This window comes from Sanyastnella coralliicola (assembly GCF_030845195.1).
Lineage (GTDB): Bacteria > Bacteroidota > Bacteroidia > Flavobacteriales_D > Sanyastnellaceae > Sanyastnella > Sanyastnella coralliicola.
Genome location: NZ_CP132543.1, coordinates 1,279,828 through 1,299,970, shown reverse-complemented (window position 1 = coordinate 1,299,970; position 20,143 = coordinate 1,279,828). Strand labels below are relative to the sequence as shown.

The window sequence follows — 20,143 nt, the reverse complement described above, 5'->3', positions numbered from 1 at the left end:
AATATAAGTCATTGGACTCTTCAGCTTCAACCGCTCATCCTATATGCTTCCTTCAATTCCTGATACATCTCAAATCCCGCGATGAGCGGAGTCAAGAAGAATCCTGAAAAATCAGAGCATATTGAATGTGTAGAAAGGCAAGTCTACACACATAGCTAAAATCTCATGCTGATTGTCGTTATCATGAGTTACTCATCGAGTAGTCCGAAAAAAGGGGTTGTCAAACGTGACAACCCCTTTGATATCCACGAGCGTTTCATGTTCTACATTATAGTAGGAGTATCGCTGATGAGTTTCCATTCCCCGTCTTTGTTTTGCACGAGGGATAGCACGCTCACGAAGGTCATCTTCTTCCCTTCCATTGTCACTTTTGCTACTGCGCTTTTACCGTTAATATGTACGCTGTGAATGGTCACTTTACGGTCGTCTCCTCCCCACTCTTTTGATTCAATCTTCTTCATATACACCTCGCGAGGAACCACACTCACTCCATCGCTGCCGAACAGCTGATTCATTACTACCCGATAATTCGCATCCAAGACTTCATCCAACACAGCCGCATCATTAGCGTCTCCGGCCTTGGCGAATTGTTGAATCGTCTGCTTAATGTCCTTTTCATCATTCTGAGCGATTGTTGATGACGCGGCAAAAGCGAACATCAGAAGCATCATTACACTTTTCATATTAGTTGATTTATTTATTATTGATACATCATGTATATAAGCAAAAAAATAGTCTACTCGAAGTTGGACTGCACTTTACGCAGCAGTTCCTGAAGGGTCTTCAACTCTTCATTGGACAAGCCTTTCATACTCTGATCTCTCATACCTTGAACCAAAGGAAAATGGTCAGTAATAAACTGCTTTCCGTTTTGCGTTAAGTACATGTCATGTTGACGTCGATCCACTGTACTTCTTTGTCGTGTCACTAAGCCCTTCTTCTCAAGAATATCAACCGTTCTCGTAATTGCAGCAGGGTCTCTCAAGCTCTTTTCAGCAATCTGCTTTTGTGACAACGGTTGGTTCTCGTGAATGATCTTTAACAGAATCCACTGTTCAATAGTAATGTCAACCCCTTCTTGATCAAATATGCGCTGAGAGTACACTTTCGACAACTTAGTTGTACGTTCAATTTGAAATAAAAGGACCTGTCGAATATCATCCATAATGCAAAGATAGGAATTATAGTTGATACATCAACCTTCCACTTTATTCTTGAAGAGAAAGAACCATACTCCGTACGTGAAGAGCGCTCCAATGACACCTGGCAAAAGAATGGTTCCCAAACTGATTTCATCTTCTATGAGTCGCTCTTCATCCCTTAAGACAATGAACACTGGAGTAATGACCATAAAAACACCCAGAATCAAGAAGACATAATTATAGAACCGGTTAATGACCATCGCTGCGCGATAGATTGGTGATTCCATGAAGTCATCAAAACTGGTAGATGCATTAGCTTCAGCTCGCTCTCGGGCCATTCGCTGCTGCCTTTCTACCCACACACGGTATGCCTCTTCCCTACGTCGTTGTTCTTCAGGTGATATGGTCTTGGCCTTTCTTGCTTCGTAGAATGCTCTTCTCTTTTCATCTACCAAGAACTCATAGGCTTCATTAATCGCAATGAATGCCTTTGGATCTGCATTTCCACCAGCTCGATCAGGATGGTGAATCTTTGCCAAACGTCGATAAGCCTTCTTGATCTCATCAGTAGAGGCCCCCGGCTTTAGCTCCAGAATTTGGTAATAATCGGTCATCATCCTTGCAGTTCAGACAAAGAGGCTGTGAATGCCTTACTTTTGTCGCTCGCTAAAGATATTGAAATGATGTTCGATCTACGGAGTGATACGGTAACTAAGCCTGATAAAGCAATGATCAATGCCATGGCTAGCGCCGAAGTTGGTGATGATGTATTTGCGGAGGACCCTACGGTAAATGAATTGCAAGAGCGACTTGCGGATATGTTCAGCCAAGAAGCCGGATTGTTTTGTCCAAGTGGAACCATGACCAACCAAATCGCCATCAACGTGCATACACGTCCGGGTGATGAAGTTATTTGTGATCGTCTTTCACATATCTATAATTACGAAGGCGGAGGCATCGCCCGAAACTCTGGAGCGAGTGTAAGACTCGTAAACGGCGATCGAGGTCGCTTTACGGTGGATCAGGTCAAAGGAGAAGTGAACCCTACTGATAGTCACTACGCTCGTACTAGCTTGATCTCAATCGAAGACACCTGCAATAAAGGTGGTGGTGCTATCTATGATGTGGACGAGATCAAGAAGCTATCGACTTTTGCGAAAATGCAAGGACTCGCATTTCACCTAGACGGTGCGCGAGTGTTCAACGCGCTCGCAGAAAACAACACGCTTGTTTCTTCATACGGCAAACACTTCGACAGTATAAGCGTGTGTCTTTCGAAAGGACTAGGTACTCCTGGAGGATCAGTTCTATTAGGAAGCAAATCTTTCATTCAAGAAGCGCACCGCACTCGTAAAGCACTTGGTGGTGGAATGAGACAAGTCGGCATCTTGGCAGCGGCAGGATTGCATGCTTTAGAGTATCATGTACCGCTCTTAAGAGAAGACCACGACAAAGCACGCAAAACGGCTTCAATCCTTGAAGAACAATCCTGGGTAAAGTCAGTAATGCCTGTACACACCAACATCGTCATTTTCGATTTGGTCGAAGAAGGGGGCGCAGAACAACGTTGTCATCTATTGGAGCAGAAAGGCATTCGTTCGATGCCATTCGGTCCTTCAAAGATTCGATTCGTTTACCACCGTGATATCACAGCAGAAGACATGGTAGGAATTGAAGCTGCCTTGAGAAGCTAATTATTGCAGCTGCACTCGAACAATAGCCAGCTGACCATTCGTCATTAAGCGAAGTACGTATATCCCTCTGCTAAACGGCTGTACGTCGATTGTTCCTTTACCATTTAGCGCACCTTGCGTTACGATCCTTCCTTCAGTATCTAGGAGCTCAAAAGTCATGTCCGATTCCGCGTTAGCGATATTCAAAACATCTTGAGCAGGGATTGGAAATACCGAAAGATCATTAAAGGCGTTCTCTCCTACCGAGCTGCAATTCTCAACCGTCACTTGAACGGCATCAGTGGCGTCACATCCTTCTTCATTAGAAACGTTGAGGATGAACGAGAAAGTTCCTTCACCCAACTCTTCACCATTGATTTCAAAGAATTGGTTATTGCTTCCGTCTTGCCACAGATAATCATAACCAACCGGTCCGAAAACAACCTCTGTTTCTTCTAAACAGATGGTCAAATCTGGACCAAGATCCAGGTCAATCTCGTTGGTACTTTCAAGGTTGATCGTTTGAGTAATCGTACATCCGTTACCGTCGGTAACCACGAGCTCATACTCGCCTTCTCCAAGATCCGTAGGTTCCGCTCCTTCAAAAGTATAATCGTCTGGCCCGAACCACTCGTAAGTATATCCACCTGTTCCACCGTTCACTGTAGGAAGAGCGGTTCCGTTGAAAGAGAGCGGACAATCTGGTGCGTCAATAGACAGCGCAATCGAAAGCGGATCTGGATTGGAAATTGTCCACGACTCTTCGAAGATATCACCACACTCTGTGATGATCGTTACTGTGTATTCTCCTGCATCTAGTCCTGTAACAAAAGGCTCAGAAGACGTAAAGTTTCCTGGCCCACTCCATAGCGCGTCATAATTGGAACCATATCCAACGAAGTATGGGAGAATACTCCCACTTCCATCTTCACCTTTGTCCACAGGACAAGGGTTATCATTGACGAAAGCCAAGAGTTCGACTTCTGCATCTGAAGAAGTGACTTCAACCCCCACTTGGCCTACTGCCCCATTCCATCCATCTACTTGGATATAGTAAGTCTCTCCCGGATTCAAACATCCAGCGAACATGCCGCTTGCAAAGAATGCACCTGGACCACAACCGCCGAGAATATCATCGTTGGCTGAAATCAGTTCAAAAGTGGTTTGATCACCGCAGTCATCACCTGACCACAGCGCAATCTGAGTATCAAACAAGGTTTCTTCAGTACAAGTCGAGACGTATACAGAACCTGATTCTGGAGCAACGAAGCTTGCCCAAACTGAGTTGGAAACTCCACCTTCACACCAAATTCCTTGGAGTGCACAGTTACCTCCTCCAGGTGTTACCTCATTCAGTGAAGCAATGGCATCCGTGTTATCCATAACAACAACAGCTCCGTCAACGGTTACCTCTTCTGCGTTGCATGGTTCATCGTACAATGGAATATTGGTTACCCCTGGATTGAAGGTCCAAGAAGTTGCTCCTCCTTGACCCACGTAGAAACCTACCAACTGGCCGTCGTAGAACAATTCGAAGGTCGCCCCTCCGTCTCCCCAATCATCGATGAATTGGAGTGTGAGTGGTTCACCAATCGGTACACAAAAGCCCTCTACTTCAATGACAGAATTGTTCGGGTAACCGTTGCCACCTGTAGCATCTTGTTCTCCGCTTCCAGTACAACCCACTTGATCTAAATTACCTCCTGAGATGACTGTTCCTTCACCGCAGGTACTTCCTTCTGGGTATACTTCCCAATAGATCTCGTATCCCCAAGCATCTGTGTAGATGTTCATGGAGATTTCTACTTCGCCCTCTTCACATTGGGCAGATACGTTTTGAATGGATAAAACTGCGAAAAGGACGAATAATCCAGCGGAAAGGATAGCTCTCATTGTTGGTTTTGGTTACAGGTTTCTCAAATATAAGAATATACAGTGATTTCAGTTGTTAAGCGCACATTGGAATTCGGTACCTTTGCGCACTTATGTTTGTTACCCCTGGATCAGTATACAATCTGCCAATCGCTCGTATCGAGCGTAACATGGCCTATGTGGATGCTTTCGGCCGTGCGATTGAGCTTCCGCTTCGCGAAATCAACGCTGGCGAAAAGCCTGGAGATATCGTCGAAGTATTCATCTACACCGACCGTCAACGTGAATGGAAATGCACGCGAGAAATGCCTGCTGTGAAAGTGGGTGATATCGCCTTCCTACGCGTGGGAGAAGTGGCCAATGGAATTGGTTTCGCTAACGTCGGATTGGAAGACGATCTCCCAATCTTCGAAGACCAGCAACTTGAACCGATGCGTTCAGGAAATCGCTACTACCTGACCATGATCTATGATGAGATGGAAGAACGCCTTCTCGGAAGCAGTAAGATCTACCGATTAGCTCAAGATGATCCACCATATGAGCAGGGTGAAAAAGTAAAGTTCTTCATCATTGAGAAAGTAGACAATGGACGAAAAGTCATGATTGACCAGAAGTACATTGCCTTTCTTCATGACAGTGACATGCTCCCTGGATGTCGACGTGGAGACACCTATGTAGGGTACATCCGTGAAAACGAAGGCCGAAACTTCCGCATTACCATGTATGGTAGTGGAAGAGAGAAAGTTGAAGAAGCTGCCAAGAAGATTATGGACATGCTCGAAGTACACAGAGGCTATATCAGACTTACGGACAACACTCCGGCGGAGGAAATCAACCTTCGTCTTCGTATGAGCAAGACAACTTTCAAGCAAGCCGTTGGGAAATTGTATAAAGAAGAGAAGATCACCATCACTCCAAGGGGAATCAAATTGAATCGAGCGAAGTGAGTTCGTAATTTTATCCTCAGCCAAAAAATCAGATACTGACATGCTTGTTATTCTTTCCCCAGCAAAGACACTAGATTTTGAATCTGACCTGCCTACCATGAGCGCAAGTCAACCGCTCTTTCAGGACGAGTCAGCATTCCTAGTTAATAAGCTGAAACGCATTTCAGCGAAGCGTTTACAGACCATGTACAACGCCAATTCAGAAATCACAGCCTTGAATAAGGCCCGCTTCCAGGAATGGAGTCTCCCCTTCCACGCTGGAAATTCTCGTCAGGCAATGCTTGCCTTTACAGGAGAAGTTTATCGTGGTTTGAATGCGCAAACCATGACCGAAACGGAATTCGAATTTGCACAACAGCACATGTGCATACTGAGCGGATTGTATGGGATCCTTCGTCCACTAGACCTCATCCAACCTTACCGCCTTGAAATGGGAACACGTTGGGAGATTTCTGCGAAGATCAAGAACCTCTACGCTTACTGGAGTGATACAGTCACAGAATGGCTCAACAATCACGAAGATCAAGGTCCGTTGATCAATCTTGCGAGCAATGAATACTTCAAGGCAGTAGACCAAAAGAAATTGAACCGTGAAGTGATAACATGCCATTTCCGCGATTTGAAAGGAAGTGAATACAAATCACTCATGACTTATGCAAAACACGCACGTGGAGCGATGACTCGTTTTATCGTGCGCAACCATTTGACCGATCCTGAAGAGTTGAAAGCCTTCGACGGGATGGGATATACTTTTAATCCAAGGCTTTCAAGCGGAAACGAACTCGTTTTCACTCGTGACCAAGTTGTTAACTCATGAAAAAGATCATTCTTCCTATCCTAGCTATCGCCTTGATTGCAGGATGTAAATCAAACGAAGGAGTTGTTGAACGTCGCTCTTCACTCGACACGAAAAAAGACTCGTTAAGCTATGCACTTGGGGTGAGTATTTCTCAAAACCTTCAAGAGCAAGGACTTGACGACATTGACCCTGCAGTATTCATGCAAGGAATGCAGGACCAATCAGACAGCACCGTTTTGATGGATCTCGCTGCATCTGAGAACTTCATTCGTCAAGAAATGATCGCTGCAAAAGCTGCTGTTGAAGAGAAAAAGAAAGCTGAAGGATTGGCTTACCTCGAAGCGAACAAGCTAAACGAAGGGGTTATCGAAACCCCAAGTGGACTGCAGTACAAAGTAGTTACTGAAGGAACAGGAGCTTCACCAGATGCCAATGACAAAGTTACGGTGAACTACGAAGGGCGTCTTATTGATGGAAGCATCTTCGATAGCAGCTATAAAAAAGGATCTCCTGCATCGTTCTTCTTGAACGGTGTTATCAAGGGTTGGACAGAAGGTCTGCAGACCATGAAAGTGGGTGGAAAGACTGAATTCTACATCCCATACAACCTTGGGTACGGAAGCCGTCCAGGACCTGGTGGACGTATCCCTGCGTACAGCACGTTGGTGTTCACTGTTGAGCTGCTTGACGTTATCCCAACTGACTGATGGTCGGTGTTGTCATCGCAGTATTGGTGCTGGGCTTTATCGGCTGGCAATTCATCTTTTCTGCTCGAAAGAAAAAGGCACAAAAGATGTCCAACAAACCATTTCCAGCGGAATGGCGGGAGATACTCGATGACGAGATTTCATTTTACTCTCGCTTAACGGCGGAAGAGAAAACACGCTTTGAGCGTTCCATGCTTGAATTTCTTGATGATATCAAGATTACAGGCGTATCGACTCAAGTTGAAGATAAAGATCGGGTGATGGTCGCTGCAGCAGCGATCATCCCCGTTTTTCGTTTAGGGGTAAGCAAGTATCCTAACCTGACGGAAGTACTCATCTATCCCAACGCCTTTTCCAAAGACCATCAAGTGGAAGGTCATGGAAGAAATATCGCCGGAATGGTAGGCACCGGGTACATGAACGGGACGATGATTCTAAGCAAACAGAGTTTACGTGGTGGATTCCGCTCAGCGCGCGACGGGCAAAACACAGCCATTCATGAGTTCGTCCATTTGATTGATGGTTGGGACGGCGCTATTGATGGTATTCCAGATGTATTGATCGATCAGCCAGCTGTCACACCTTGGATGATGCTTGTTCAGGAAAAGACAAGGGAGATCCTAAAAAAGCGTTCTGATATCGACCCTTATGGAGCTACTTCGCAAACCGAATTTCTTGCGGTGGTAAGTGAGTACTTCTTCGAGAACCCTGAACGCATGAAAAAGAAGCACCCTGAATTGTATAAGGCCCTGGAAGAGGCATTCATTAAACATTAGGATTCCATTTCACCCATTTTCCTGAGACCTTCGACTCAAAAAGGATACGTAACGCTATTGTCAGCGCAATGTATACTTCGATACTGGTTGCTAATCCGATAAAAGCGAAGATCAACCCTCCTACAAATACTGCGTAAAGCTTCAGGTTCTGATCCATCAAAATCTGATTTACACGTTCAAATGTATCATCGCGATTAAAGAACGTGACGGTTTCAATCACGTAAGCAACGAATAAGAACCCACCAATCATCAGCAACTCCTGTTTGCATTCGATTAATGGAGCAAATCTCCTTATTTCTGCATCATAGGACTCATAAGAGTGGAACAACCCTGAAAGGACATAACCCAGCGTGTAAAACGTGATTATGAAAATTACTGTCATTAAGCCAGTTAGTATCACATCAACCACATGCAGACCGTGCCATTTAACGATTTTGAATAAGGCATACACCCCAAAAATCATGATCAACTCAAGGATCATCGTCGCGTACATCACAAAGGTGTTACCTGTTCCATAGAAGAACAGATAGAACATCAACAAGATGTACATGATATAGACGATCAGACGCTTAAGCCACAGCACGTCGCAAAGTACTGAGCAATCGCACACCAAACAATGCCTTTAACGCGATCGCTCAAGTAGAATCTCTTCTATGCGTTCAAGGCTTGAGCCTTTCTTCCTGAGTAAGAGCAAATAGTGATAGAGTAAATCCGCAGCTTCGTTCTCAAACAAATCCAAGTTTTCATCTTTCGCCTCAATGACTAATTCAACGGCTTCCTCCCCTACTTTCTGGGCAACTTTGTTCATGCCTTTGTCCCATAGAGCGCGGGTGTATGAACCTTCTGCATTGGAGTCTACTCGTTCCGCTTGTATTTCCTGAAGCCGATATACGAAGCCCTTCGCCGTTCGATTTCCAAAACAGGTGTCACTACCTGTATGGCAAACTGGCCCGACTGGATTCACTTGAATGATCAGAGAATCATGATCACAATCAGATTTGATCGAAACCAAGCGCAAGTAGTTTCCGCTGGTCTCTCCTTTGGTCCAAAGACGTTGCTTTGATCTACTGAAGAAGGTGACCTTTTCAGTTTCTAGAGTTTCATCCAAAGCCGCTTCATTCATGTAGCCTTGCATCAGGATGTCTTTGGTAGTTGCGTCTTGAATGATGGCTGGAACGAGTCCATCCATTTTCGCCCAATCTACAGTGAGCGCACTGGAATATCTTGTCTCTTGCATGATTCTTTCAATTGGTTAATCGAGATCTCTTGGTTGTGGAAAATGCTTGCCGCGAGCGCTGCGGTGACTTCCGTTTGTTGGTAGACTTCGGTAAAGTGTTCAATGACTCCTGCCCCACCCGAAGCAATGATGGGAAGCTTGGTTCGTAACCCTGCTTCTCGCAGTAGTTTGATGTCAAATCCTGAGCGGGTACCGTCTTTTGCAATACTGGTGAGCAATAACTCTCCAGCACCCAGCGATTCCGCGCTAGCGATAAACTCAAACGCATCAATATTCGTCAGCTCTCTTCCTCCTTTCACCGCAAGGCGGTAGCCAGATGTCGTCTCTGCAATGTCGAGGCTCAACACCACGCATTGCGCTCCAAGGCGTTCAGCAATTTGCGTCACCAAGAGCGGATTGCGGACTGCCGCGGAATTCACACCAACCTTATCAGCGCCATTGTCAATGACTTCCTTGGCTTCGTATACCGTGGTAATTCCACCACCAACGGTGAAGGGTATACTCAACTCTTTGGCCACACGATTAACCAACTGCGTCCGAGTTTTCCTGCGTTCAACCGTTGCTGAAATATCCAAAAAGACCAATTCATCCGCGCCTTCATTCTCATAGCGCTTAGCGAGTTCAATAGGATCACCTACCTCACGAATCCCCTTGAAGTTGACTCCTTTGACTACCCTACCTTGATCAATATCTAAGCAAGGAATAACCCTTCTTTTCAGCATAGCTCCATCAATTGATTCGGTTGAACCTTCCCTTCGAAGAGGGCCTTCCCTACAATGACACCGAAACAGTCAATGGCTCGCAATGCCTCGATATCCTCTAGACTGCCTACTCCGCCGCTTGCAATGAATCGCTTTGATGGGAAGGCCTTTTGGAGATCCTTGTAGAGATCAACGTTTGCACCAGCCAATGTTCCATCTTGACTGATATCTGTGCAGATGACGGTGCGACTAGAACTGAACCGTTCTTCAGATAGAAAAGAAAACACATCTACAGATGATGTCTCCGTCCAACCACTGACCGCAATCATTCCGTCTTGCACATCTGCACCAATGATCAACTGATCAGAAGGTATTGTAGATAGTAATCCCCTTGCGGCCTCTTTGTCTTTAACCAGAACACTTCCCAAAGTAATGGCTGACACCCCAGTGGATAAGACACGCTTCGCACTAGCCACATCTCGGATTCCACCACCGAAATCAATAGCTAAGCCAGTACTAGCCATCACTGGAAGCAACTCGATGTTTGATAAGACGCCTGTTCTTGCTGCATCCAAATCAACAACGTGTAGGTCTCTGAAGCCAGCTTGAAAGAGTTCTCGTGCCCGATCTTCCGGAGAAACTGAGTAGGATGTTTTCCGTTCAAAATCACCTTGGGTGAGTCGAACGCATTGACCATTCATAATGTCAATCGCAGGAATGATTTTCATAACGCTAAGAAGTTTTGAATTAACTGTTGGCCAGCCTTGCCTGAACGTTCAGGGTGGAACTGCACTCCATAGAAATTAGACTTCGCCAAAGCGGCGGTAAATGGTTTGGGATAAACCGACTTGGCAATCGTGTCAGGAGATTCCTCTGCGTAATAAGCGTGTACGAAGTAGAAATCACTTTCGGGCTTAATCCCTTTGAATAGCGGGCTACCGTTAAAAGCCACACTATTCCAGCCCATGTGGGGAATGCGTTCCGCCTCACGAAAACGTTTGACCTTGGTTTCAAATATCCCAAGACCCTCTACCTCTCCTTCTTCAGTAGATTGACACATCAGTTGCATACCTAGGCAAATACCCAAAACTGGCTGGGTCGCTTCTTTCAAGAACGGAAGCACTCCAGATTTCTCCAGATTCTCTTTGGCACTTTTCGCATGCCCAACACCCGGAAAAATCAAGTGATCACAGGCACCCAACAGGCCTTTATTCGCCGTTCGAAGCGTGGAATACCCCAAGCGCTCGAAGGCTAGTTCAATGGAGCGGACATTACCCGCACCGTAGTCAATAATACCAATCATAAGCTTCCTTTGGTTGATGGTAATACACCAGAGTTGTTCTGCTCTTTCGCCATGCGTAAACTGCGCGCAAAGCCTTTGAATGCCGCTTCTACCTTGTGGTGAGTGTTCTCCCCTTTCACCGTGATGTGGAGATTACTCTTTAGCTCAGTAGACAGACTTTTGAAGAAGTGCCCGACCATTTCTGTGGGCATATCTCCCACGTATTCACGTTCGAAATCACAGTCGAATTTGAAGTAAGGCCTGCCTCCAAGGTCGAGTGCGACTCTTGCTGAACTCTCATCCATCGGGAGATAAAAACCATAACGCCCGATAGACTTTTTGCTACCCAATGCTTGGCCAATCGCCTGACCTAAGGCCAATCCTACGTCTTCAATCGTGTGGTGCTCGTCTACTTCGAGATCTCCGTCTACTTTTAGTTGGAGGTCAATTCCACCGTGACGTGCAATTTGATCAAGCATGTGATCGAAGAAATGGAGTCCGGTGCTGATCTCAGACTTTCCTGAACCATCTAGGTCAACACTTAACGAAATGTTGGTTTCGGAGGTGTTTCGTTTGAAATCCACCTTGCGCAGACCATCACCAAGGATGCGATAAATCTCATTCCATGATGAGACGCAGTAATCTGCTTCATCCCGGTTGTCACCGATGAATATGCTCTTTGAGCCTAGATTTTTAGCTAGTTGTACATCTGATAACCGGTCTCCTATGACCACTGAATTTGTAAGGTCATAATCACCGTAGATATATGGTTGCAACAAGCCAAGTCCAGGTTTCCTTGTCTCAAGACCATCTTCAGGAAAGCTCTCATCGATCAAGATTTCGTTGAACTTTATGCCTTCGCTCTCCAGACTACGCACGATTAAATCATGCACCGGTTGAAAGTCTGCTCTAGGGAATGAAGATGTTCCTAATCCGTCTTGATTGGTGACCATCACCAACTCGTAATCATATTCACGCGCGATCTTGCCTAGGTAAGTAAATACCCCAGGCAAAAAATCAATCTTGTTGATGTTATCCACCTGCTCATCGGCAGGTTCTTTGACGAGGGTTCCGTCACGATCAATAAACAGTACTCTCTTCATTTTCAAATTGTTGGATGAGTTTGACTAAACGATCACATTCTTCCTCTGTCCCCACGGAAATGCGGATGGTATTCTTGACATCTGAAGAGCGATCTCTGATTATAATTTGACGTTCATTTAAGAACGTTTTGATCTCGGACGCCAGGGCGCTTTTGATCAATAAGAAGTTGGTTTCGCTGGGGTAGATGAATTCTACGCATGCTAATTTCGCTAGCGCGGAACGGAGAGTTCTCCTTCTCCGGACTAACTCTTTGATGGCTGACTGGTGACTGGTTTCATTGAGCTTTTGAATAGCGAGTTGTGCATTGGGGCCGCTGATGTTGTATGGCGGTTTCACTTTATTCAACCATTCAATGACCTCAGCTTGCGCATAGGCCATTCCGATCCTCAAACCAGCACTTGCCCAGGCCTTGCTCATGGTTTGAACCACCACTAGATTTGGAAATTCTTCAATGAGGTTGATAACGCTTTCCGCGCTAGCGAAATCAATGTAAGCCTCATCAACCACCACCAACCCAGACGTATACTCCAGCAATCGAATCAATTCATTCAGCTTCACTAGGGTTCCCAAAGGGTTATTTGGCGAACAAACAAAGGTGAGTTTGAACTGGCAGTTTTCCAGGTAATTCTCAAGTGATTCATCCAAAGGAAGGTCACCATCTTTAGTCAAGGGAATGCTCAACAGTTCTACATCGTTCAGCTGCGCCAGTACGCGATACATTCCGTAGGTAGGCGTAAACTGCAGTGCTCGGTCTTGCCCTGGAGTACAGAATACTCTGAACAAAAGATCCAACACTTCATCAGACCCATTTCCAAGGAATACGTTCTCAGCATTCACCCCCTTTTGACGTGCAATCTTCTCACGCAATTCTGTTTGAAACGGGTCTGGGTAACGGTTCCAATCACCTTCAGGAAATTCATTGGCGTCCAAAAAAGTGTGTTCATCACCTTTGATCTCATGACGAGCTGAGACGTAGGCATTCATGGTAAGCACCGAGGGCCTTATGAGCTTTTCGATATTCATGACTCCAGCGATTTTAAGCGTACAGTGATGGCATTGGCATGTCCGTCAAGGGCTTCGGCTTTTGCCATGATTTCTACTGAAGGTCCCACGGCTCGAATCCCTTTCTGGTCAACCTCCTGCACTGTAATGGCCTTTTGAAACTGTTCTAGACTTACCCCGCTGTATGCGCGTGCCGCGCCGTTCGTAGGCAATGTGTGATTTGTTCCTGAGATGTAATCCCCTACGCTTTCGGCCGCATATGGCCCGAGGAAAATTGAGCCTGCGTTAGCGATCAGAGGCAGCACCTTCATGGGGGCCGTTGTATTGATGATCAAGTGCTCTGGCGCGTATGCGTTTGAGAATTCAATCACTTGAGAAATCGAGTTAAAGACTACCGCTACGCTGTTTGAAAGGGCTTTTTGAGCTATGTCTTTTCTCGCTAGCGCGGAAATTTGATTCTCGATTTCTGCGTTGACCGCCTTTGCTGTAGCTTCAGAGGTTGTTGCGAGAATCACTTGACTATCCGTGCCGTGTTCAGCTTGAGAAAGCAAATCGCTGGCAACAAAAGCCGGATTGGCTTGATCATCCGCAATGACCAATAATTCGGAAGGACCTGCTGGGAGGTCAATTGCCACTCCTTCTGCTTGGAGTTGCTCTTTGGCCAGGGTCACGAAGCTGTTTCCTGGACCAAAGATCTTATCCACCTTCGGAATAGATGCTGTTCCGTATCCCATGGCTGCTATAGCCTGGGCTCCTCCCACTTTGAAGATTTGGGTTACACCTGACCACTTTGCTGCCAAAGCGATTGTTGGGTCAATATTCCCGTTGCGATCTGGTGGAGTGCATAGGACAACCTCCTTGCAACCAGCAATAGCCGCCGGGATTGCGAGCATTAGCACCGTGCTGAATAAAGGAGCAGTACCTCCTGGAATGTAGATTCCAACGCGTTCAATTGCTCGATACTCTCTCCAGCAAGTAATCCCAGGAGAAGTTGAAACTACCGATGCGTCTCTTCGTTGCGCTTCGTGAAAGGTTCGGATGTTCTGAGAGGCCAGACGAATGGCCTTTTGAAGTTCGATACTCACCTCACGTGAATCAATGAACTCCAATGGCAAATCAAGGGTATTAAGTCGCACACCATCGAACTGTTCGGTGTAATCGAACAAAGCAGCATCCCCTCTACTCTTGACAGATTGAAGAATTTGGTTGACGAGCAACTCTCGATCGCGATCATTGGTGAACGGACGTTCAACCAGCTGACTCCAAAGTTTTTTTGGCGGATTATAGACTACTCTCATTGCACCATATTTTCGATGTTGGCTACTAGAATCCCTTCAGCACCGAGCGCTTTAATCTTTCCGATGGTGTCCCATACTTGATCTTCAGGAACGACGGCGTGCAGGCTACTCCAGTCTTCGACACCAAGCGGCATGATGGTGGGTCCTTTCACACCTGGGAGAATGCTAGAAATGGCATCAATGGCAGAATTCGGCGTATTCAATAAGACGTACTTCGATCGTTGGGCTTGGTAGATCGCTTGAATCCGAAAGAGCAGCTCTTCAATGTCACTACCTAAGGAGTCTGGGAGCTCATTATTGGCAATGAGCAGAGCTTCGCTGGTACAGACTTTCTCTACCTCCTTCAGTCCATTCATCAGAAGGGTACTTCCTGTGCTCACGATATCGAACACTACATCTGCCAAGCCTATTTGTGGCGCTAGCTCCACGCTGCCAGAAATGGTCTCTATCTGAGCGTCGATGTTTTGCTCATTCAGATAGTTCTGAAGGATGTTCGGGTAGCTCGTTGCGATGCTCTTCCCTTGCAAGTCTTGGGGAGCGGTGTATTCCTCTTCTCGTCGAATGGCGAGCGATAGTCTGCACTTCGCAAAGCCAAGTCGGCGTTTCACGACGAGATTGCGCCCTTGTTCGAGCACTTCGTTTTCGCCCACAATCCCCAAATGCACCGTTCCGTTTTCGACGTATCGGGGAATATCATCATCCCTCAGGTACAAGATCTCGATCGGGAAGTTGGTTGACTTGTCTGTCAACTTTCCCTTGCCGTTGGAGAAGCGAATGCCGCAATCTCGGAGGAGTGCTAGCGATTTGTCGCTCAGTCTGCCTTTCTTTTGGATGGCCAGTTTTAACATGCTCAGTTCTAAAAAATGTGTCTGAGCAAATCCAAGCGGCAACAAAAAACCCGTCTGATTCACTCAGACGGGTTCAGGATTATTTTGTGCGACTACATATCACTTCCTGCTCGCCTGAGGGCAAGTATGGAAATGAAGATGATGTAGTTGCGCTTGATTCATTTTGTTGCGTTTGAGGTGCAAAAGTATACCCGGAAAGACACATGAGTCAACAAAAAGTTCGCTCGAATCGAAAAAAAGTTGCTGAACCCTGCTACTTTGTTACTTTAACATTCGTTGTTTAGCCTCAGCTATGGAAAAATGAACTTTAATTGTATAGTTCAGGTTAGATGAATGTTACAACATTGAATTTATGACCGTTCAAGGCACTCCAAATACACCTCAAGAAGAAGATTACATCGGCGAAGCGCACGTAGGTACGTCGCTAGACACACCATTGCGCGCTGATGCATTTGATCTTTCAGACGATGAGAAAGTGGCACAGATCACTGAGAAATTTCGTGACATCATGGATATTCTCGGACTCGACCTCACTGATGACAGTCTGCGCGGGACTCCGCATAGAGTGGCCAAAATGTACGTGAAGGAGATTTTCCAAGGATTGAATCCAGCGAATCGTCCGAACCCGAAGACTTTCGAAAACAAATATGAATACGGAGAGATGCTGGTTGAGAAGAACATCAACCTCAACTCTACCTGCGAACACCACTTCCTTCCTATCGTTGGTGTAGCTCACGTAGCTTACATCAGCAGCGGACGTGTTGTAGGACTCTCAAAGATCAACCGTATCGTTGATTACTATGCAAAGCGTCCTCAAGTACAAGAGCGTTTGACACGTCAAATTGCCGAAGACTTGAAGGAAGCACTAGACACTGAAGATGTGGCAGTAGTGATCGAAGCGAAGCACTTGTGTGTAAGCTCGCGAGGTATTCAAGACGAAAGCTCAAGTACCGTGACCTCTGATTACCACGGATCGTTCAAGGATCCTAAAGTGCGCGAGGAATTTTTACGTTACATCGGATAAGTTTCACTCAGCTTCCCACTCTCGGTAGAACTCTTCGAGAAACTGTTGCATGAACTGATGCCTTCGCTCAGCTTCTGCCTTACCTGAATCCGTTTGCATGCGATCTTTCAGTAACAGCAGCTTCTCGTAAAAGTGGTTGATAGTGTGTCCTTTATCGTTGTAGTACGATTTGAAATCATAGTGTAGCGTGGGCTTGTGATCAGGGTGGTAAAGAAGTCGATCATTTTTTCCTCCGTAGGCAAATGCTCTTGCTACACCGATGGCCCCAATAGCGTCTAATCGATCAGCGTCTTGCACGCATGCAGCTTCCTTGGATGAGACGGCCGTCTCCACGCCTGCTCCCTTGAACGAAACTTCTGAAACAATCGTGACTACCCGAGAAATGATATGTTGCTCGCAGCCTAGCTCTTCAAGGAGGGCTTTAGCGGTGGCTGGTCCCACAGATAAATCACCTCCATGAAACTTGTGGTCGGCTATATCATGCAGCAATGCGGCCAGCTCCGTCACTTCTAGATTTGCCGATTCCGCGCTAGCGAGACGCAACGCATTCTTACGAACACGATCAATGTGCCACCAATCATGGCCTGTAGACTCATTTGCGAATCGCTCGCGAACGATTTCTTCTATTTTTGTGATCACGCCTTTCATGCTGCAAAGGAAAGAAAGAAGGAAAATCTTCTAACCCCCTTGTATTTCAAATAAAAAGACGATCTTTGCACTCCCATTTTGGGGAACATAATCATTAATTAACGGGGTTTCGGACCCTTATAAAACAATTAATATGGCTGTAAAGATCAGACTTCAGCGTCACGGTAAAAAAGGAAGACCGTTCTACCACATTGTAGCAGCAGATGCACGTGCAAAGCGTGATGGACGTTACATCGAGCGTATCGGTTCTTACAATCCTAACACCAACCCAGCAACTATCCTTCTTGAAAACGAACGTGCTTTGTACTGGCTTCAGAGCGGAGCTCAGCCTACTGACACAGCTCGTGCGATTCTTTCATACAAAGGAGTTATGTACCGCGCTCACCTTCAGAAAGGTGTGAAGAAAGGTGCTTTCTCTCAGGAAGAAGCTGACAAGCGTTACGATCAGTGGCTAGCTGACAAGCAAGCTAAGGTTCAAGCGAAGGTGGATACCTTGAAGAGCACAGCAGCGAAAGAAGAAGCAGATCGTCTATCTCGCGAACGTGAGGTGAACGAAACACGTGCTAAAGCTATCGCAGCAGCGAACTCTGAACTCGTTGAAGAAGTAGCAGAAGAAGCTCCAGCAGCAGAGGAAGCTCCAGCAGCAGAAGCGGCAGAGGAAGCTCCAGCAGCAGAAGCAGCAGAGGAAGCTCCAGCAGCAGAAGCGGCAGAGGAAGCTCCAGCAGCAGAAGCGGCAGAGGAAGCTCCAGCGGCAGAAGCAGCGGAGGAAGCTCCAGCAGCAGAAGCTGCGGAGGAAGCTCCAGCAGCAGAAGCGGCAGAGGAAGCTCCAGCAGCGGAAGAAGCTTCTGCTGAAGGCGAAGAAGAAAAGAAAGAAGAAGAATAAGCTCCTTCATCTTGAATTGAAATTAAAAAGACCGCCCATCGAGGCGGTCTTTTCATTCCTATGAACAAGGACAACTTTTTTCAACTCGGTAAGATCACTCAGCTGCACGGCTACAAAGGCGCGTGCAAGCTGTTTCTTGACGTAGACGACCCATCTGCTTACCGCGGACTCGATGGGATCTTTCTTGATATGAATGGACAATTAGTACCGTTCTTCACCCACAGATTCGAACTAAAAGGAAACTCAGCAGTCGTCCACTTCGAAGGCGTAGATTCAGAAGAAGCGGCGCAAGCCCTGGTCAATAAGCAAGCTTGGCTCCCACTCGATCTTCTACCTAAACTTGAAGGGAAGCAATTCTATTTCCACGAGGTCATTGGTTTTACGATCGTAGACCAAAACTTTGGAGAAGTCGGCAAAATCGATGCGATTACGGACCACAGCACCAACCCGCTTTTCATCGTGATCCGCGACGGAAAAGAGATCCTACTCCCTATGACCGATCAATTCCTAGTGGAAGTAAATCGAGAAAAGGAAGAGATTGTGCTGAACACCCCTGAAGGTCTCATCGACATTTATCTCTGAAGGGTTGCGGAGCGCAGATCGCGGAACGCGGAAGTTCCGTCTACCGTCTACCGTCTACCGTCCACCGTCAACCGTCCACCGTCCACCGTCCACCGTCCACCGTCTACCGTCCACCGTCTACCCTACAAGTGCTCATTCGCTAGGTTAGCTAGCTCACTTCGTTCCCCTTTCTCCAAGGTAATGTGACAGAATAGGTCTTTGCCTTTTAGTTTGTCAATCACGTAAGACATACCGTTTGATTGTTCATCGAGGTAAGGTGTATCAATCTGACGTACATCACCGGTTAGGATGATCTTACAATTCTCACCGGCGCGGGTGATAATGGTTTTCACTTCGTGAGGTGTCAGGTTTTGCGCCTCGTCTACGATAAAGATCACATTGGATAGTGATCGTCCGCGGATGTATGCTAAGGGTGAGATCTGGATTCGCCCTTGTGACTTCATCTCTTCAATGGCACGGTACTTCTTTTCATTTTCTCCGAACTGAGATTTAATGTAGTTGAGGTTATCCCACAAGGGCTGCATGTATGGATTGACCTTTTCTTCAGCGTCTCCTGGAAGGAAACCGATGTCTTTGTTGCTCAGAGGCACAATCGGACGAGCCAAGATGATTTGATCGAAGCGGTTCTTTTGTTCGAGCGATCCGGCGAGTGCGAGTAAGGTCTTCCCTGTTCCAGCCACTCCAGAAATGGTCACAAGACTTACATCAGGATTCATAATCGCATGAAGCGCGAATGCTTGTTCTGCGTTCTTCGGTTTGATCCCATAAGCGTAGACACGATCAACGCGTTCGATCGTTTTCTTCGTCTCATTGAAAAAGCCAAGCGCCGAAGAAGTGCAATTCTTTAAAATGTAAAAATGATTGTTTCTGCGATCATCTCCGAGGGAAGTAATCTTCCGTGAAGAACCTGAATTGTACAGTTTACGAATGACTTCGCTGTCTACATTCTCGACTACTGAGCGTCCTGAGTACAGGTAGCGCGTTTCATTCACCTTACCTGTACGGTAATCCTCAGCCGGCATATTCAGTGCTTTGGCCTTTAAACGGAGGTTAATGTCTTTTGAAACGAGGCAGACTTTGGCTTCCTTTTCTTCATCCTGAATCTGCATCGCAGAGTTCAAGATTTTATGGTCATTTGATCTTTTATCAAAGACATCCTCAGCATTGGTTCCCTTTCGGTCACGATCGTTGAGAATGATCTTGAGTCGTCCGCCAGATTCATTCCCAACAGGTATCCACTCCTGAAGTGTATGCTCGTTTGCCAGGCGGTCAATGATTCGAATACACTCTCGTGCTTCAAAGTTCTTGGTGTCATTACCAACCTTAAAGTTGTCGAGTTCTTCTAATACGGTGATGGGGATGGCGACGTCGTTGTCTTCGAAATTTAAGATCGAATTGTGGTCGTGAAGTAAGACTGAGGTGTCAATCACGAAGATTTTACGGGGCTTTTTTTCAGCCATGCAGTCGATGTTGCGGAAGCGCGTCTTAAGGGTGCGAGACGATTCCTGAGTTAGGTGTGAGCTCGTAGTAGCATCACTGGTTGTATTAAAGATAGGAGGATGAACAACCAGAATCCAGTGGTAACAACCCGAAGTTATTCACCAAAAAGCGGAGGATA

At 46.3% G+C, this 20,143-nt stretch carries 23 protein-coding genes; 8 read left to right on the top strand and 15 right to left on the bottom strand.

Annotation, left to right across the window (positions count from 1 at the left end; translation table 11 throughout):
- Positions 1-263: 263 nt before the first annotated feature.
- The 3 genes from RA156_RS05490 to RA156_RS05480 are packed head-to-tail and all read right to left on the bottom strand — an operon-like array spanning position 264 to position 1,759.
- Entirely contained in the window at positions 264-683 is a 420-nt protein-coding gene (locus RA156_RS05490) for a nuclear transport factor 2 family protein (protein WP_306643537.1), read from the bottom strand.
- Between the two features lie 53 nt (positions 684-736).
- Entirely contained in the window at positions 737-1,165 is a 429-nt protein-coding gene (locus RA156_RS05485; protein WP_306643535.1) for a MarR family winged helix-turn-helix transcriptional regulator, read from the bottom strand.
- A gap of 30 nt (positions 1,166-1,195) precedes the next feature.
- Entirely contained in the window at positions 1,196-1,759 is a 564-nt protein-coding gene (locus tag RA156_RS05480; RefSeq protein WP_306643533.1) for a J domain-containing protein, read from the bottom strand.
- Positions 1,760-1,822: 63 nt separating this feature from the next.
- Between RA156_RS05480 and RA156_RS05475 the strand changes: the two genes are divergently transcribed.
- Positions 1,823-2,836 (top strand): threonine aldolase family protein, encoded by a 1,014-nt coding sequence (locus RA156_RS05475; protein WP_306643531.1) that lies wholly within the window; start codon positions 1,823-1,825, stop codon positions 2,834-2,836.
- Here the strand turns inward: RA156_RS05475 and RA156_RS05470 are convergent, their stop codons facing one another.
- Positions 2,837-4,708 (bottom strand): T9SS type A sorting domain-containing protein, encoded by a 1,872-nt coding sequence (locus RA156_RS05470; RefSeq protein ID WP_306643529.1) that lies wholly within the window; start codon positions 4,706-4,708, stop codon positions 2,837-2,839.
- Positions 4,709-4,800: 92 nt separating this feature from the next.
- Between RA156_RS05470 and RA156_RS05465 the strand changes: the two genes are divergently transcribed.
- The 4 genes from RA156_RS05465 (at position 4,801) to RA156_RS05450 (ending at position 7,916) form a co-directional block, all read left to right on the top strand.
- Positions 4,801-5,634 (top strand): S1-like domain-containing RNA-binding protein, encoded by an 834-nt coding sequence (locus RA156_RS05465; protein ID WP_306643527.1) that lies wholly within the window; start codon positions 4,801-4,803, stop codon positions 5,632-5,634.
- Positions 5,635-5,731: 97 nt separating this feature from the next.
- Positions 5,732-6,451 (top strand): peroxide stress protein YaaA, encoded by a 720-nt coding sequence (gene yaaA / locus RA156_RS05460; protein WP_306643525.1) that lies wholly within the window; start codon positions 5,732-5,734, stop codon positions 6,449-6,451.
- Positions 6,448-7,140 carry a BamJ family beta-barrel-assembly machinery protein gene (gene bamJ / locus RA156_RS05455; protein WP_306643524.1) on the top strand — a complete coding sequence of 231 codons (693 nt, stop codon included), beginning with the start codon at positions 6,448-6,450 and terminating at the stop codon, positions 7,138-7,140. The genes yaaA and bamJ overlap by 4 nt, the downstream gene beginning before the upstream one ends.
- The gene (locus RA156_RS05450; protein ID WP_306643522.1) at positions 7,140-7,916 is read left to right on the top strand and encodes a M90 family metallopeptidase; all 777 of its coding nucleotides are present in this window, start codon (positions 7,140-7,142) and stop codon (positions 7,914-7,916) included. The genes bamJ and RA156_RS05450 overlap by 1 nt, the downstream gene beginning before the upstream one ends.
- Here the strand turns inward: RA156_RS05450 and RA156_RS05445 are convergent.
- The 9 genes from RA156_RS05445 to hisG are packed head-to-tail and all read right to left on the bottom strand — an operon-like array spanning position 7,906 to position 15,394.
- Complete coding sequence (locus tag RA156_RS05445) at positions 7,906-8,499, bottom strand: hypothetical protein (protein ID WP_306643520.1); 594 nt, start codon at positions 8,497-8,499, stop codon at positions 7,906-7,908. The genes RA156_RS05450 and RA156_RS05445 overlap by 11 nt on opposite strands.
- A gap of 39 nt (positions 8,500-8,538) precedes the next feature.
- Positions 8,539-9,153 (bottom strand): bifunctional phosphoribosyl-AMP cyclohydrolase/phosphoribosyl-ATP diphosphatase HisIE, encoded by a 615-nt coding sequence (gene hisIE / locus RA156_RS05440; protein WP_306643518.1) that lies wholly within the window; start codon positions 9,151-9,153, stop codon positions 8,539-8,541.
- Positions 9,117-9,875, bottom strand: a complete 759-nt coding sequence (gene hisF, locus RA156_RS05435) for an imidazole glycerol phosphate synthase subunit HisF (protein WP_306643516.1) — start codon at positions 9,873-9,875, stop codon at positions 9,117-9,119. Before hisF ends, hisIE begins: the two co-directional genes overlap by 37 nt.
- Entirely contained in the window at positions 9,869-10,582 is a 714-nt protein-coding gene (locus RA156_RS05430) for a 1-(5-phosphoribosyl)-5-[(5-phosphoribosylamino)methylideneamino]imidazole-4-carboxamide isomerase (RefSeq protein ID WP_306643514.1), read from the bottom strand. The genes hisF and RA156_RS05430 overlap by 7 nt, the downstream gene beginning before the upstream one ends.
- The gene (gene hisH, locus RA156_RS05425) at positions 10,579-11,157 is read right to left on the bottom strand and encodes an imidazole glycerol phosphate synthase subunit HisH (protein WP_306643512.1); all 579 of its coding nucleotides are present in this window, start codon (positions 11,155-11,157) and stop codon (positions 10,579-10,581) included. Before hisH ends, RA156_RS05430 begins: the two co-directional genes overlap by 4 nt.
- Complete coding sequence (gene hisB / locus RA156_RS05420; protein ID WP_306643510.1) at positions 11,154-12,239, bottom strand: bifunctional histidinol-phosphatase/imidazoleglycerol-phosphate dehydratase HisB; 1,086 nt, start codon at positions 12,237-12,239, stop codon at positions 11,154-11,156. The genes hisH and hisB overlap by 4 nt, the downstream gene beginning before the upstream one ends.
- Positions 12,217-13,263 carry a histidinol-phosphate transaminase gene (hisC, locus tag RA156_RS05415; protein WP_306643508.1) on the bottom strand — a complete coding sequence of 349 codons (1,047 nt, stop codon included), beginning with the start codon at positions 13,261-13,263 and terminating at the stop codon, positions 12,217-12,219. Before hisC ends, hisB begins: the two co-directional genes overlap by 23 nt.
- On the bottom strand, positions 13,260-14,540 hold the full coding sequence (gene hisD / locus RA156_RS05410) for a histidinol dehydrogenase (RefSeq protein ID WP_306643506.1): 1,281 nt from the start codon (positions 14,538-14,540) through the stop codon (positions 13,260-13,262). Before hisD ends, hisC begins: the two co-directional genes overlap by 4 nt.
- Entirely contained in the window at positions 14,537-15,394 is an 858-nt protein-coding gene (gene hisG / locus RA156_RS05405; protein WP_434064835.1) for an ATP phosphoribosyltransferase, read from the bottom strand. The genes hisD and hisG overlap by 4 nt, the downstream gene beginning before the upstream one ends.
- Before the next feature lie 346 nt (positions 15,395-15,740).
- Here hisG and folE point away from each other — a divergent pair, with 346 nt between their 5' ends.
- On the top strand, positions 15,741-16,412 hold the full coding sequence (folE, locus tag RA156_RS05400) for a GTP cyclohydrolase I FolE (RefSeq protein WP_306643502.1): 672 nt from the start codon (positions 15,741-15,743) through the stop codon (positions 16,410-16,412).
- 3 nt (positions 16,413-16,415) lie between these two features.
- Here folE and RA156_RS05395 read toward each other — a convergent pair whose 3' ends face one another.
- On the bottom strand, positions 16,416-17,060 hold the full coding sequence (locus RA156_RS05395; RefSeq protein WP_306643500.1) for an HD domain-containing protein: 645 nt from the start codon (positions 17,058-17,060) through the stop codon (positions 16,416-16,418).
- Between the two features lie 133 nt (positions 17,061-17,193).
- Here RA156_RS05395 and RA156_RS05390 point away from each other — a divergent pair, with 133 nt between their 5' ends.
- Complete coding sequence (locus tag RA156_RS05390; protein ID WP_306643498.1) at positions 17,194-17,943, top strand: 30S ribosomal protein S16; 750 nt, start codon at positions 17,194-17,196, stop codon at positions 17,941-17,943.
- A 60-nt stretch (positions 17,944-18,003) separates the two neighbouring features.
- On the top strand, positions 18,004-18,525 hold the full coding sequence (gene rimM, locus RA156_RS05385) for a ribosome maturation factor RimM (RefSeq protein ID WP_306643496.1): 522 nt from the start codon (positions 18,004-18,006) through the stop codon (positions 18,523-18,525).
- 122 nt (positions 18,526-18,647) lie between these two features.
- Here rimM and RA156_RS05380 read toward each other — a convergent pair whose 3' ends face one another.
- Positions 18,648-19,985, bottom strand: a complete 1,338-nt coding sequence (locus tag RA156_RS05380; protein ID WP_306643494.1) for a PhoH family protein — start codon at positions 19,983-19,985, stop codon at positions 18,648-18,650.
- Positions 19,986-20,143: the final 158 nt, after the last annotated feature.